Origin of the sequence: Aeromonas sp. 600282 (genome assembly GCF_049175755.1) — a bacterium.
GTDB classification, from domain to species: Bacteria; Pseudomonadota; Gammaproteobacteria; order Enterobacterales; family Aeromonadaceae; genus Aeromonas; species Aeromonas veronii_A.
The window spans coordinates 131,374-144,552 of the sequence record NZ_JAAKVR010000007.1; the positions used below are offsets into that span (position 1 = coordinate 131,374).

Sequence of the window (13,179 nt, forward strand, 5' to 3'; positions counted from 1 at the left end):
ACACACTCTTCAAACAGGGTTTGTCCATTAACCCTGCCATTTTCCTCCTTCGACAATCACATCATTCGGATCGGTATCAGGGCTCAGCTTGTCACGCACATACTGGTCATAGAGTTTCAGCAGGTACTTCTCCTCCCCCAGCTTGGCGAGACGGTCGTTGACCCAGTCACGCAGCTCGATATTGCCCTTCTTCACCGCCGGGGCAATGGGATCTTCCGAGCCCAGTTTTTCGGGCAATACCCGATAGCCCGGGTTCTCCTTGGCCCAGCTGAACAGCACCAGGTTGTCCTGGGCGTAGGCATCGCCGCGCCCCTGGGCCAGCGCCTGCAGGGATTCGGTGTTCTTCTCGAACTTGAGTACCTTCCACTCCGGGTGGTTGCGGGTCAGCCAGATGTCGGCCGTGGTGCCGGTGGTCACGATCAGGGTCTTGCTAGCCAGATCATCGAGCTTCTTGGCCGGGCTCCCTTCCGGCACCAGCACCTGTACCGCCACTCGCAGGTTCGGGTTGGTGAAATCCACCACCTCGCGCCGCTCCGGCGTCACCGTCATATTGGCGAGGATCAGATCCACCTTGTCGCTCTGCAGGAAGGGGATGCGGCTGGCTGGCTCCACCGCCACGAACTCGATCTTGTTCTCGTCCCCCAGCAGATCCTTGGCGAAGCGGCGACCGAGATCGGTGTCAAAACCGACGTAGTTGCCCTTCTCGTCCACGTAGCCAAACGGCGGCTTGTCGGTGAATACGCCGACGATGAGCTTGTCCCGCGCCTTGATCTTGTCGAGGGAACCGTCCGCCGCATGGGCAGCGCCGCTGGCGATACCCAGTCCCAATAAGGCACTAAGCAGAACCGAGGTGATTTTTTTCATGCTGACTCCTTTCGTTTGATGACATTTGTATAAGAAAACTTGGCGAGGAACTGGCGCGCACGCTGGCTCCTGGGATTGTCGAAAAATTGGTGGGGGACGGCCTGCTCCAGAATGTGGCCGCCATCCATGAAGACGATGCGATCCGCCACCGCCCGGGCGAAGGCCAGCTCGTGGGTGACGATAAGCAGGGTCATGCCGCTGCCGGCGAGATCGCGGATCACCTCCAGCACCTCCTGCACCATCTCGGGGTCGAGGGCGGCGGTTACCTCGTCAAACAGCATCACCTGCGGGTTCATGCACAGCGCCCGCACGATGGCGATGCGCTGCTGCTGACCGCCGGAGAGCTGGCGCGGATAGTCATGGCGCCGCTCCCACAGGCCGATGCGGGTCAGCAGCTGCTCGGCTTGCAGCAGCGCCTCTGCCCGCTCCCGCTTTTGCACCTGCAGGGGGCCAAGCAGCACGTTTTCCAGCACCGTCAGGTTGGGGAAGAGGTGATAGTTCTGGAACACCATGCCGATCCGCTGGCGCACTCGTTGCCAGTCGGTGGCACCATCCAGCAGCACACCATCGAAGCGGATCTCGCCCCCCTGAATGGGTTCGAGCCCGTTGAGAGTGCGCAGCAAGGTGCTCTTGCCACAACCACTTGGCCCCAGGATGACGATCACCTCCCCGGCGCGCACGCTGAGGCTGATCCGATCCAGCACCAGATTCGGGCCGAACTGTTTACTGACAGAACCGAGTTCAAGCAGAGGTGTCATACCGCATTACCCCATTGTTGCTCCAGCCTGCGCGAGGCGAGCGAGAGCGGATAGCAGACCAGAAAAAAGAACAGAAACAGCAGACCGTAAATAAGCAGGGAACCATAGGTGCGCTCGATGATCTGCTGGCCCACCTTGATCACCTCCACCACCCCGATCAGCACCGCCAGCGAACTGGTCTTGATGATGCGGGTGTAGATGTTGATGGTCGGCGGCGTCAGCCGCTGCAACGCCTGTGGCAGCAACACATGGCGATAGAGTTGCCAGGTCGAGAGCCCGAGCGCCAAGCCGGCCTCCTGCTGACCACGGGCGAGGGAGTTGAGGCCACCGCGCACCACCTCTCCCACCTCGCTGGCGCCCCAGAGGGCGAGTACCAGCACGGCGCACCAGAAGGCCGGAATATCGAGGCCGAAAAAGATCGGCAACCCGAAGAAAAAGAGATAGAGCCACACCAGCACCGGTACCACCCGAAACAGCTCGAGATAAAGCCGCAGCAGCCCCCGCACCAACCAACCGCCCTGCTGTGCCAGCACGCCGTAAGCGACACCGCCGAGAGTGGCAAACAGGATGGCCAGCAGCGAGATAGCGAGGGTCTGACCCGCACCCACTGCCAGCAGTGGCAACGCCTGCGTCAGCTGCTCAGTAACGGAATTGACCATATTGAGCCCTCCTTTCCTGCGCCTCGGTGACGAGAGACGGTGGCAGCTGGAAGATAAGTGCCCACATCGGGATCCTCGCCTGCATCAGCGATTCAGTGACCGAACTGACCATGTTGCAGCCTCCTTTCAACGACTCGCAGAGCGAGAGAGAGCGGCAGGAAGATCAGCACGCACATCAATGTCAGCACCGCCAGCATCTCGTAGGTCTTGTAGTAGAGGGCGATGTAATTCTTGGTGGTGTAGAGCAGCTCTGGCACCGCCACCGCCGAAGCCACGGTCGTCTCCTTGAGCAGGAAGATGAAGTTGGCAAACAGCGCCGGCAGGCTGGCGAGCCAGGCCTGGGGCAGCTGCACGTGGCGCAGCAGTTGCCAGCGAGAAAGCCCGATAGCCCTGCCTGCCTCCAGCTGACTGGCGGGCACCGCCTGAATGCCTGCCCGCAGCGCCTCGGTCAGATAACCACCGCCGAGAAAGGTCATGGCAATCACCGCAGTGGTAAAGCCCGACAGCGACAAGCCGAGCGCAGGCAGCCCGAAATAGAGGAAGAAGAGCTGGATCAGCAGCGGCGTGTTGCGGGCCAGCTCGACATATCCGCGGATCAGTGCGGTTAGCTGCCGCTTGTGCAGGCTCAGCAGGGCGACGTTGAGCAAGGCGACCGCCAGCGAAGTGAGGATCACTATGGTTCCCAGCTGCAAGGTGACCCAGACCGCCTTGCCGAAGGCGGGCAGCGTTGTGACGATAAAGGGCAGATCCAGATTCATGCCGGGATCCTCCCGTCACGCTGCAGACGCTGGGGCAGCACAGTGATCGCATCCGGGTACTTGATGCCGGCACCGGTATTGAGCACCACGACCTGCTCTCCCCCACGGATCCAGCCAGCCTCGCGTAGTTGACGAGCAGCAGCAAACGCGGCGGCCCCCTCAGGGCAGACAAAACTGCCTTCGCGAGAGGCAAGCTGGCGGATCTCGCTCTGGATGGCCTTGTCATCCACCGCGATGGCGCAACCCTCGGTGCGATAGAGGGCGTCCAGCACCAGAAAATCTCCCAGTGCCTTGGGTACATTGATGCCGAAAGCCAGCGTTTGGGAGTCGGGCCAGAAGCTCGATTCGGTGGCTCTCTGTTGCCACGCCTGCACAATGGGCGCGCAGCCACTCGCCTGTACCGCGACCAGTCTGGGCAACGCGCCCTTGACCCAGCCCAGCTCCTGCAGCTCGCGCAGCGCCTTGTAGATACCGATGAGGCCGACCCCGCCACCGGTCGGATAGATGATCACATCCGGCAGGGTCCAGCCCAGCTGTTCGGCAATCTCCAGCCCCATGGTCTTCTTGCCCTCAATCCGGTAGGGCTCCTTCAGGGTTGAGGCGTCAAACAGGGATTGCTCCGCCACCGCCTGCGCCACCTGACGACCGGCATCGCTGATCAGGCCATCCACCAGATATAGACGGGAACCGGCGAGAGAGGTCTCCAGTCGAGTGATGGCGGGGGCTGCCTGCGGCATAACGATGGTGCTGCGCAGTCCGGCACGGGCACCGTAGAGCGCCCATGCAGCGCCTGCGTTGCCGTTGGTCGGCATGGCGAAGTGAGTGACGCCGAGTTCACGCGCGCGGGAGATGCCCACCGCTGCACCACGAGCCTTGAAGGAGCCGGTGGGGATGACGCTCTCATCCTTCATCCAGAGATCCGGAATACCGATCTGCTTGCCCAGCGTAGGCAGCCGTAGCAGTGGGGTGAATCCCTCCCCCAGCGTCACAACGTGGGCGGGATCCCGTACCGGCAGCAACTCGTGATAACGCCACAGGCTGGCCGGGCGCCCCAGCAATGCCGCCGGGTGCCATGCTCGCTTCAGCGCATCGAGATCGTAGCTGGCCAGCAGTGGCGCACCTGCCCGGCTCAGTTGCCAGGGCTGGTCAGCCTCATGGATCTCGCCACTCTTGCTGCAACGCAGATGTGATAGGTAGCTATACGGCATGCTTTATCCTGAATGGATCGACTTTGGTCAGTCACTTATTCCATCCTGCAACCCAAGTGCCGGATAACAAACAAAATTAACTGGAAATCCTAAGTGAAAAAATTCATATGAAGCCGTCTGTTTTCGCTGGCAATCTCATCTGCCAGCAACAAAGAAGGGGAGCCATTGGCTCCCCTTCTGTCGTCTATTCCGATTCAAATCTGGAAGTCGAGGGCAGGCTCGCTGCCCATGGCGCGGGCCTGAATATCCGCCAGTGCCAGTTCGGGGTTGCAGAGCTGGATAAACTGCCAGGCAAAGTTGTGCTGGAACTGCCCCTGCTTGAGGCCAATCCAGGCTGTATGGGGGGCAAACAGATGGCTGCCATCAAGCTGTACCAGCCCCTGATCGCGCTGTGCGTCGAACGCCATGTCGGCCAGTATGCCGACCCCCATCTCCAGCTCGACATAGGTCTTGATGACATCGGAGTCCTGCGCCGTCAGCAGGATCTGCGGCTCGATGCCAGCCGCAGCAAACGCCTCATCCACCCGCACCCGCCCGGTCAACCCGGCTTGATAGGTGACGATGGGCCAGTTGGCCAGCGCCGCCAGCGTCAGATCCCGCTCGCCAGTAAGCGGATGTTGCTCGGGCACCACGATATTGTGGTGCCAGCGGTAGTAGGGAAATGCCACCACCCCTTCGCTCTTGTCGAGCTGCTCGCTGCTGATGCCGATATCCACCTCGCCGGTCTGCACCAGTCGCACTATCTCCTCCGGGCTGCCCTGACGCAGCTCCAGCTGCACCAGCGGAAACTGCTCGCGAAACGCCTTCACCACCCGCGGCAGGGCATAGCGGGCCTGGGTATGGGTGGTCGCCACCAGCAAACGGCCCGAGTCGCGGTTGGCAAAGGTGCTGGCCAGTTTGCGGATGTTGTTGGCGTCATTGAGAATGCGCTCGGCAATCACCAGCAACTCCTTGCCCGGCTCGGTCATACCGAGCAGCCGCTTGCCGTAGCGGATGAACAACTCGATCCCCAGCTCCTCTTCCAGCTCGCGGATATGGCGACTCACCCCGGATTGCGAGGTAAAAAGGGCGTTGGCCACCTCGGTCAGGTTGTAATCCCGCCGCGCTGCCTCCCGGATAATTCGTAACTGCTGAAAATTCACCTTGTCGCCTCCTGCGAAGAGTGGGCGACACAATCTGCTCGCCCCTCTCATTTTTGTTATTTGGCCGGATCATGCCCCGGCAGAGCGCCTGAACCGGGCGGCCACACCGCCCGCAACACAGCATCAAATCTGATAATCGGGATAGAACTGCGCCTGTCTGGCCACCAGCTTGACCCCCTGACCCGGAACAAACTGCTTGGCCGCCTCCTTGGTCAGCTCCGCCTCGTAGTGGGCCCCTTTGGTTTCGCCATCGCCACGCAGCTCCACCCTAATGCGTGGTCCCATGGGCAGCAGACGGGTAATGGTGGCGCGGATCCCGCCCGGCGCATCGGCTGGCAAGATCTCCAGTTCATGGGGGCGGACATAGGCGATGGCGGCACTGCCGTGAGCCAGATGGGAAGCCGACGGCCCGCCGAGCAGCTGCTCGCCGACACCGAATCCCTGCTCCGCCACCCGACCGCGGAACTGGTTCACACTGCCGAGGAAGCTGTGGACGAAGGAGCTGGCGGGCTGGTCGTAGACCTCGGCCGGGGTGCCGATCTGCTCGACCCGTCCGGCATTCATCAGCACCACCCGATCCGCTACCTCCAGCGCCTCCTCCTGATCGTGGGTGACGAACAGGCTGGTGACGTGCAGCTCGTCGTGCAGCTCGCGCAGCCAGCGGCGCAGCTCCTTGCGCACCTGCGCATCGAGGGCGCCGAAGGGCTCGTCCAAGAGCAGTACCTTGGGCTGCACCGCCAGCGCGCGGGCCAACGCAACCCGCTGGCGCTGACCGCCTGAGAGCTGGGTCGGATAGCGCTCGGCCACGTGGCTGAGCTGCACCAGATCCAGCAGCTCTTTGACCCGGGCACGAATGGCCGCCTCGGCCGGGCGCTCGCTGCGCGGTTTGACCCGCAGGCCAAACGCCACGTTTTCGAATACCGTCATGTGGCGAAACAGGGCGTAGTGCTGGAACACGAAGCCGACGTTGCGCTCACGCACATGGAGATCCGAGGCATCCTCGCCACGGATGATGACGTGGCCAGAGTCGGCCTGCTCCAGCCCGGCGATGATCCGCAGCAGGGTAGTCTTGCCACAGCCGGAGGGGCCAAGCAGGGCCACCAGCTCACCGTCGTGAAAGTCGAGGTTGATGTCTGCCAGCGCCGCGTACTGATTGAAATGCTTGTTGAGTTGTTGAACCTGAATGCTCATGGCTGCCTCTTTAAAACGGTGATCAGTGAGATTTGGTGGGCTGGGCACGCAGCCGGGCCAACAGGGTTTCACCCAGCAGGGTGAAGATCCCGAACAGAGCCAAGAGGCTTGCCACCGCGAAGGCGGCGCCGGTCTGGTACTCGTTGTAGAGGATCTCGATATGCAGCGGCAGGGTATTGGTCTGGCCGCGAATATGGCCGGAGACCACCGACACCGCGCCAAACTCCCCGACCGCGCGGGCGGTACAGAGCAGCAGGCCATACATCAGGCTCCAGCGAATGCCGGGCAGGGTGACGCGCCAGAACATCTGCAGACCGCTCGCCCCCAGCATGATGGCGGCTTCTTCCTCTTCCGGGCCGCGCGCCTCCATCTGGGGCAACAGCTCGCGCACCACGAAGGGCACGGTAATGAAGGTGGTGGCCAGGATGATCCCCGGGGTGGCGAAGATGATCTTGATGTCGTGCTCGCTCAGCCAGTCACCAAACCAGCCGCGGCTGCCGAACATCAACACCAGCATCAGACCGGCGATCACCGGCGACACCGAGAAGGGCAGATCGATGATGGTGATGAGCAGCTGCCGACCGGGGAAGCGGAAACGGGCGATGGCCCAAGCCGCAGCAATCCCGAACAGCAGATTGAGTGGAACCGCACAGAGGGTCACCAACGCGGTGAGACCGAGGGCGCTCAAGGCATCCGGCTCGCTGATGGCGTGCCAGAAGAAGGCGAGCCCCGGCGTCAGCGCCTGAATAAAGACGGTGGCCAACGGCAGCAGCAACAGGGCGGCAAACCAGCCCAAACCGACCGTGATGAGCAGCCACTTGACCCACTGGGGTTCACGGATCACGACCGGTGCCTTGCGAGCGGGGGTCGCCTCCACAGAGGCCGCCTCAATGGCGATAGCAGATGAACTCATATCCGGCTCCCTCCGATGCGAGACCAGCTCCAGGCCTGCAACTTGTTGATTAGCAGTAACAAAATGAATGAGATCAGCAGCATCACCACTGCGATGGCGGAGGCACCGGCGTAGTCATACTCCTCCAGGTGGCTCATGATCATCAGCGGCGCGATTTCCGAGACCATCGGCAGGTTGCCGGCGATGAAGATGACGGAGCCGTACTCCCCCACCCCGCGGGCAAACGCCAGCGCAAAACCGGTGAGCAGGGCAGGCACCAGGGTCGGCCAGAGCACCCGCAGAAAGGTCTGCCAGCGATCGGCGCCGAGGCTGGCGGCCGCCTCCTCTTGCTCGGTTTCAGCCTCCCGCAGCACCGGCTGCAGGGTACGCACCACAAACGGCAATCCGATAAAGGTGAGTGCGATGACCACCCCGATAGGGTTGTAGGCGAGCTGGATGCCGAGCGGCGCCAGCAACTGGCCGATCCAGCCGTTGGGGGCGAAAATGGCGCACAGGGCGATGCCGGAAACGGCGGTCGGCATGGCGAATGGCAGGTCGATCAACGCATCCACCAGTCGACGACCGGGGAAGGTGTAGCGCACCAGGATCCAGGCCAGGATCAGGCCGAACAGGCTGTTGAGCAGCGCCGCGACAAAGGCCGCACCGAAGCTCAGGCGAAAGGAGGCGAGCACCCGGGGTGAACCGATCACCTGCCAGAACTCGGCGGCGGTCAGGTTGTTGATCGCAAACAGCACCAGGGCCGAGAGCGGCAACAGCACCAGCAGGCCCAGATAGAGCAGGCTGAACCCCAGGGTGGGGCCAAAACCGGGCAGGACAGAATAAGAACCAAATCGCATAACACATCCATCTGTTATGAAGAATTTTCGATATGGTGATTCTGCTCACTCCCCTCATCGGCAACAAACATCAATTGCGACTTTGCTAATCACTTTTTTGTCTAACCGCAGAGTCACAAGGCTCTTGGCGCACTCCAAATAAAAAAAGGTCTTTTATATAAATAAAAGACCTAAGAAATGGAGCAATACGGAGCGGAGCATTCAAAGAACGGGGGCATGGAGTAGCCAGCGAACAGCGCGCCCGACAACCCTCCAACCACTTCACAGATACCTAGCGAAAGCCCAATACGACCGGCCGGGGCGATGTGGCCTTGACCGGTGCCACTACCAGCTCACCACGGCGGTAGAGAGCCCCCAGCAAATGCAGCCCCTGATGCCAATCCCCATGACCTGACTGGGCATTGATATGGCCCGCCTCACCGGCATCGAACAGCGGCACCTGCCACTGACGGCTCCAGTATTCGGCCCGTTCAAAGCTCATCCAGGGATCATTGCGGCTGGCCACCAGCTGGGCCGATACCTGCAGCGGCCCGGCCAAGGCCTCATCCGCAATGCCAAAACGGGCAGGATCGGCGGGCGCCACCAGAAAGATCGAGGCCACCTTCTCCGGCTGCAAGCGGGCCGCCGCGATGGCGGTCAGGGCGCCGAAGGAGTGAGCCACCAGATGGACCCGGCTGCGGCGACGTTTCAGCTTGCTCGCCAGCTTGGCACTCCAGACCCTGAGGTCCGGCTTGTCCCACGGTAGCCCGGTCATCCGCTGCCATTGGGGAAAATGATCGTGCCAGCGGCTCTGCCAGTGATCCGGCCCACTGTTGTGCAGACCGGGAACCAGGAGGATCTTGTTCATCTTGGTGCTCCTATCGGCTGGCACAGGGGCCAGTTCAGTGATGGATAACGAAGCTATCAACGACCCGGCTGATAGATCTGGTCAAACAGACCGCCCTGGGCGAAGTGTTTCTTCTGGGCTTTCTCCCAATCCCCTTCCAGATCCTTGACGGTAAAGAAGGCAAGCTGCGGGAACTGGGCTGCCGTCTCCTTCAGGATCGCCGGGTTGCTGGGGCGATAGTGATGTTTGGCGACGATATGCTGCCCCTCGTCAGAGTAGAGATAATCGAGATAGGCCTTGGCCACAGCTTCGGTACCGTGCTTCTTGGCCACCTTGTCCACCACCGCGACCGGCGGCTCCGCCAGAATGGAGACCGAAGGCACCACCAGCTCGAACTTGTCGCTGGCACCCGCCTGACCAAGCACCAGCAGGGCTTCGTTCTCCCACGCCAGCAGCACGTCACCGAGACCGCGCTCGGTAAAGCTGGTGGTGGCACCGCGGGCGCCTGAGTCCAGCACCTTCACGTTCTTGAATAGATCGCCAACAAACTGCTTGGCCCCCTCTTCACTGCCGCTCTTCTTCAGGGCATAGCCCCAGGCGGCCAGATAGTTCCAGCGTGCCCCGCCGGAGGTCTTGGGGTTGGGAGTCACGATGGCGACATCCTTGCGCACCAGATCATCCCAATCCTTGATCTGCTTGGGATTGCCCTTGCGCACCAGGAAGACAATGGTGGAGGTATAGGGCGAGGCGTTGTTGCCGAGGCGACTCTGCCAGTCGGCAGCGGTCAGCCCCTCCTTGGCGATGGCGTTGACATCGTAGGCCAGCGCCAGCGATACCACGTCGGCCTCCAGTCCATCCACCACAGCGCGGGCCTGCTTGCCGGAGCCACCGTGAGACTGGCTCACCACCACGTCGTCGCCGGTTTTGGCCTTCCACTCCTTGGCAAAGGCGGCGTTGTACTCCTGAAACAGCTCGCGGGTCGGATCGTAAGAGACGTTGAGCAGGCGGATCTCGGCGGCATTGGCCTGACCAAATGCCAGCAGAGAGAGCAGGGTCAGGGCGGTCATTCGCAGTTTCATGGTGATTCTCCATATCTTGTTGGGTTGAGAACAGCATGCCGTGGAGTTGTTATGCCCAGAAGAAAGAAATAACTCTTTGCTTATCTCTTTTGCTCATATCAGGCAGCCACACGCCACAAGGAGCCAGACGCAGACTCTGTGAGCCACGCCCCTCTGTGACCTCAAGCGCTGTGCCATCATGGGAACAAGGCAGGCAGATGACGAAAAGGAAGTCGTTATGTGGATCAATGCAGAACCCGTCAACGGTGCCCTGGTCTCGCTGGCCATCGGCCTCATCATCGGGCTGGAGCGGGGCTGGCAGGTGCGCCAGCTGGGGGATAACCAGCGCATCGCCGGGATGCGTACCTACGGCCTTATCGGCCTGCTTGGCGGGGTGTGCGGTTTACTGCTGCCGACTCTGGGCCCCTGGCTACCGTTGCTCGGCCTGCTGGCGGTGGTGATCGGTTGCGGCCTCTCGGTCTGGCTGGCCCAGCGCTGGCAAGGGGAGTTTGGTCTCACCAGCTCGGTAGCCATGCTGCTCACCTATTTGCTGGGGCTGATGTCGGTACTGCTGAGCCCGAGCGAGGCGGTGGCCTGCGCCGTGCTGGCCGCCCTGTTGATGGGTTTGAAGGGACAGATCCAGCAGGGGATGCTGTTTCTCAGCGAGACCGAATTCCACGCTACCCTGCGCTTTCTGCTTATCTCGCTGGTGCTGCTGCCGGTGCTGCCCAACGAGGAGATGGGCCCCCTCGACGCCTTCAACCCCTTCAAGATCTGGCTGATGGTGGTGGTGATCGCCGGCATCTCGTTTTGTGGCCACTTCGCGGTACGCCTGCTCGGCACCCGCGCCGGACTGGTGCTCACCAGCATACTGGCGGGATTGGCCTCCTCCACCGCCCTTACCCTGCAGTTCGCCCGTCTCAACAAGGAGCAGGGGGGGCTGGAGCGACTGCTGGCCACCGGCATCCTGCTGGCGGGGGCCACCATGTGGCTGCGGCTGCTGGTACTGGTGCTGCTGATTCACGGCGAACTGGCGATGCGCCTCGCCGCCCCGCTCGTGTTGCTGGCGACCACGGTGTACGGCTTTGCCTTCTGGTTCTGGCGCCAGCGCGAGGAGGTGACTGACGGCCCGGTACAGCCGGAAACCAGCAACCCGCTCGATCTGACCACCGCCATCAAGTTCGGCCTGCTGTTGGCGCTGATCGGCTTTATGGCAACTCTGCTGCAAGACAAGGTGGGCAACTCCGGGGTCTATCTGCTGTCGCTGGTGTCGGGGATCACCGACGTGGATGCCATCACCTTGTCGCTCTCCCAGCTCTCCCACAAGGAGCTGGCGCTGGAGGTGGCGGCCCGCGGCATCCTGCTCGCCGGTTTGATCAACTCGCTGGTGAAGGGGTTGCTGGCCCTCGGCATCGGCGGTCGCAGTCTGGGGCTGCGGGTGCTGCTCCCCTACTTCGTCTCGGCCCTGCTGATCCTCCCCCTCGTCTGGCCAGCAGGATGACGGGGATCACCTGCCAGAAGTGACAGACTGACGCCTCTCGCGCTTGTCACGTATACTGCCCCCTCTTGCAGCATGAGGAGGTAGCAATGGCGAGCGACTGGGACAAGGTACTGGCTGGCGGGGCACTGGACAGCCAGAGCGAGGAGATTGCGAACGACCGGATCCGCGGTCAGGCGCTGCTGGCCCGGCTCAATGGTTCACCTGCAGGCGATGGCCCTCTGCGCCAGCAAATTTGCCGCGAGCTGTTCGGCCACTGCCCCGACTCCTGCTGGATCAGCACGCCCTTCACCTGCGAATTCGGCCGCAACATTCATATCGGCGAGAAGACCTTCTTCAACTTCAACGTCACTATTCTCGACGTGGGCGAGGTACACATCGGCAGCCATGTGCTGCTGGCCCCCAACGTGCAGATCTACACCGCCACCCACACCATGAACTATCTGGAACGACGCAACTGGACTGCCTACAACAAGCCGGTACGGATCGGCGATGACTGCTGGATCGGCGGCGGCGCCATCATCTGCCCCGGCGTCACCATAGGGCCGCGATCCATCATTGGCGCTGGCGCCGTGGTCACCCGCGACATCCCCGCCGACTCGGTGGCAGTGGGCAATCCGGCCAGGGTGATCCGCACTCTCAAGCAGGATGAGGAGCGCTGCTGGGAGCTGGCCCAATGATGGCGCTGGCACTGCTGCCACTGGGCTGGACCCTCTGGCTCGGCCTCGACAGCCAGCAGTGGTGGCCACTGGCCGCACTGCTGACCATGAGTCTGCTGACGCTGGCGGCCTACGCCTGGGACAAGCGGCAGGCGGTGCGGGGCGAGTGGCGCATTCCCGAATCGAGGCTCCATCTGCTGGAGCTGTGCGGCGGCTGGCCGGGGGCACTGGTGGCCCGCCAGTGGCTACGTCACAAGACCCAGAAGCGCAGCTACCGGCTGGTCTTCTGGTTTATCGTGCTGCTGCACCTCACCCTGTGGGCCCTCTGGCTTGGCCGCCCCCTCTGGCAGCAATAGCCACCCGGGTAAGCAAGGTGGTGGCTTGGCCGCCCTCTCTGGCAGCAATAGCCAACTGCATCACAAAGGCGAAACGGGGCCCATTGCGGCCAATTGGCGGCTATGAGAAAACAGAACGGATCCATCAGCGTTTTCGCCGTTTATAGACGACAAGGAGTCGTGACATGACCATGTGGACAGGCATAGTCCTGATCGTATTTATCAGCATATTGTTCGGATATCTCGGCAAACGGGCTCGCTACCAGATGGGGGATGCCCGCATCACCGATCGCCTCGGCAAGCAGGATATGATCATAAGAGAGCTACAGGAGCGGATCGCCAATCTGGAGGCGATCGTCATCGAGGAAGAGAAACGGCGCCCGTTTCGGGAGCTGTGATTTTTCGCCATCAGGCGTCAGATAACCAAAATTCAAATCAAAGAAAGAGGGCTGCATGATGCAGCCCTCTCTCGTT

Annotated in this window: 15 protein-coding genes; 4 read left to right on the forward strand and 11 right to left on the reverse strand. The window is 61.9% G+C overall.

Translation table 11 applies throughout. The features are described 5' to 3' along the window. Positions 1-27: 27 nt before the first annotated feature. The 11 genes from G5137_RS09110 to G5137_RS09160 form a co-directional block, all read right to left on the reverse strand. The gene (locus tag G5137_RS09110) at positions 28-864 is read right to left on the reverse strand and encodes a transporter substrate-binding domain-containing protein (protein ID WP_040067363.1); all 837 of its coding nucleotides are present in this window, start codon (positions 862-864) and stop codon (positions 28-30) included. Continuing rightward, positions 861-1,622: an amino acid ABC transporter ATP-binding protein gene (locus G5137_RS09115; protein WP_421255261.1), complete on the reverse strand. Its 762-nt coding sequence runs from the start codon at positions 1,620-1,622 to the stop codon at positions 861-863. The genes G5137_RS09110 and G5137_RS09115 overlap by 4 nt, the downstream gene beginning before the upstream one ends. Next, entirely contained in the window at positions 1,619-2,281 is a 663-nt protein-coding gene (locus G5137_RS09120) for an amino acid ABC transporter permease (protein ID WP_421255262.1), read from the reverse strand. The genes G5137_RS09115 and G5137_RS09120 overlap by 4 nt, the downstream gene beginning before the upstream one ends. A gap of 92 nt (positions 2,282-2,373) precedes the next feature. Further along, positions 2,374-3,039, reverse strand: a complete 666-nt coding sequence (locus G5137_RS09125) for an amino acid ABC transporter permease (RefSeq protein ID WP_421255263.1) — start codon at positions 3,037-3,039, stop codon at positions 2,374-2,376. Further along, entirely contained in the window at positions 3,036-4,247 is a 1,212-nt protein-coding gene (locus G5137_RS09130; protein WP_216952130.1) for a threonine synthase, read from the reverse strand. The genes G5137_RS09125 and G5137_RS09130 overlap by 4 nt, the downstream gene beginning before the upstream one ends. Before the next feature lie 194 nt (positions 4,248-4,441). Next, complete coding sequence (gene cbl / locus G5137_RS09135; protein WP_120414722.1) at positions 4,442-5,389, reverse strand: HTH-type transcriptional regulator Cbl; 948 nt, start codon at positions 5,387-5,389, stop codon at positions 4,442-4,444. A gap of 123 nt (positions 5,390-5,512) precedes the next feature. Further along, positions 5,513-6,580, reverse strand: coding sequence for a sulfate/molybdate ABC transporter ATP-binding protein (locus G5137_RS09140; RefSeq protein WP_421255264.1), 1,068 nt, complete (start codon positions 6,578-6,580; stop codon positions 5,513-5,515). Positions 6,581-6,602: 22 nt separating this feature from the next. Beyond that, entirely contained in the window at positions 6,603-7,493 is an 891-nt protein-coding gene (cysW, locus tag G5137_RS09145) for a sulfate ABC transporter permease subunit CysW (RefSeq protein WP_005343065.1), read from the reverse strand. Continuing rightward, the gene (gene cysT, locus G5137_RS09150) at positions 7,490-8,329 is read right to left on the reverse strand and encodes a sulfate ABC transporter permease subunit CysT (protein ID WP_040067348.1); all 840 of its coding nucleotides are present in this window, start codon (positions 8,327-8,329) and stop codon (positions 7,490-7,492) included. Before cysT ends, cysW begins: the two co-directional genes overlap by 4 nt. Before the next feature lie 271 nt (positions 8,330-8,600). Continuing rightward, the gene (locus tag G5137_RS09155; RefSeq protein WP_245148106.1) at positions 8,601-9,176 is read right to left on the reverse strand and encodes an RBBP9/YdeN family alpha/beta hydrolase; all 576 of its coding nucleotides are present in this window, start codon (positions 9,174-9,176) and stop codon (positions 8,601-8,603) included. 56 nt (positions 9,177-9,232) lie between these two features. Next, a complete protein-coding gene (locus G5137_RS09160; RefSeq protein WP_058056498.1) occupies positions 9,233-10,234 on the reverse strand; it encodes a sulfate ABC transporter substrate-binding protein in 1,002 nt (333 codons plus the stop codon). A 217-nt stretch (positions 10,235-10,451) separates the two neighbouring features. Between G5137_RS09160 and G5137_RS09165 the strand changes: the two genes are divergently transcribed. The 4 genes from G5137_RS09165 to G5137_RS09180 all read left to right on the forward strand — a co-directional run bounded on the left by G5137_RS09165 (position 10,452) and on the right by G5137_RS09180 (position 13,103). Beyond that, positions 10,452-11,714 carry an MgtC/SapB family protein gene (locus G5137_RS09165; protein WP_421255265.1) on the forward strand — a complete coding sequence of 421 codons (1,263 nt, stop codon included), beginning with the start codon at positions 10,452-10,454 and terminating at the stop codon, positions 11,712-11,714. 86 nt (positions 11,715-11,800) lie between these two features. Next, entirely contained in the window at positions 11,801-12,391 is a 591-nt protein-coding gene (locus G5137_RS09170) for a sugar O-acetyltransferase (protein ID WP_255938775.1), read from the forward strand. Beyond that, positions 12,388-12,726 carry a DUF1294 domain-containing protein gene (locus G5137_RS09175; protein WP_421255266.1) on the forward strand — a complete coding sequence of 113 codons (339 nt, stop codon included), beginning with the start codon at positions 12,388-12,390 and terminating at the stop codon, positions 12,724-12,726. The genes G5137_RS09170 and G5137_RS09175 overlap by 4 nt, the downstream gene beginning before the upstream one ends. A 164-nt stretch (positions 12,727-12,890) precedes the next feature. Beyond that, entirely contained in the window at positions 12,891-13,103 is a 213-nt protein-coding gene (locus tag G5137_RS09180) for a hypothetical protein (RefSeq protein WP_245148109.1), read from the forward strand. The last annotated feature ends 76 nt before the right edge of the window (positions 13,104-13,179 follow it).

Bases quoted from the DNA above. Each gene is read 5' to 3' on its own strand.
- G5137_RS09175 (WP_421255266.1), top strand. From the start codon at position 12,388: ATGATGGCGCTGGCACTGCTGCCACTGGGCTGGACCCTCTGGCTCGGC.
- cysT (WP_040067348.1), bottom strand. From the start codon at position 8,329: ATGCGATTTGGTTCTTATTCTGTCCTGCCCGGTTTTGGCCCCACCCTG.
- G5137_RS09120 (WP_421255262.1), bottom strand. From the start codon at position 2,281: ATGGTCAATTCCGTTACTGAGCAGCTGACGCAGGCGTTGCCACTGCTG.
- G5137_RS09165 (WP_421255265.1), top strand. From the start codon at position 10,452: ATGTGGATCAATGCAGAACCCGTCAACGGTGCCCTGGTCTCGCTGGCC.
- G5137_RS09110 (WP_040067363.1), bottom strand. From the start codon at position 864: ATGAAAAAAATCACCTCGGTTCTGCTTAGTGCCTTATTGGGACTGGGT.
- G5137_RS09160 (WP_058056498.1), bottom strand. From the start codon at position 10,234: ATGAAACTGCGAATGACCGCCCTGACCCTGCTCTCTCTGCTGGCATTT.
- G5137_RS09180 (WP_245148109.1), top strand. From the start codon at position 12,891: ATGACCATGTGGACAGGCATAGTCCTGATCGTATTTATCAGCATATTG.
- G5137_RS09115 (WP_421255261.1), bottom strand. From the start codon at position 1,622: ATGACACCTCTGCTTGAACTCGGTTCTGTCAGTAAACAGTTCGGCCCG.
- cysW (WP_005343065.1), bottom strand. From the start codon at position 7,493: ATGAGTTCATCTGCTATCGCCATTGAGGCGGCCTCTGTGGAGGCGACC.
- G5137_RS09125 (WP_421255263.1), bottom strand. From the start codon at position 3,039: ATGAATCTGGATCTGCCCTTTATCGTCACAACGCTGCCCGCCTTCGGC.
- G5137_RS09155 (WP_245148106.1), bottom strand. From the start codon at position 9,176: ATGAACAAGATCCTCCTGGTTCCCGGTCTGCACAACAGTGGGCCGGAT.
- G5137_RS09170 (WP_255938775.1), top strand. From the start codon at position 11,801: ATGGCGAGCGACTGGGACAAGGTACTGGCTGGCGGGGCACTGGACAGC.
- G5137_RS09130 (WP_216952130.1), bottom strand. From the start codon at position 4,247: ATGCCGTATAGCTACCTATCACATCTGCGTTGCAGCAAGAGTGGCGAG.
- G5137_RS09140 (WP_421255264.1), bottom strand. From the start codon at position 6,580: ATGAGCATTCAGGTTCAACAACTCAACAAGCATTTCAATCAGTACGCG.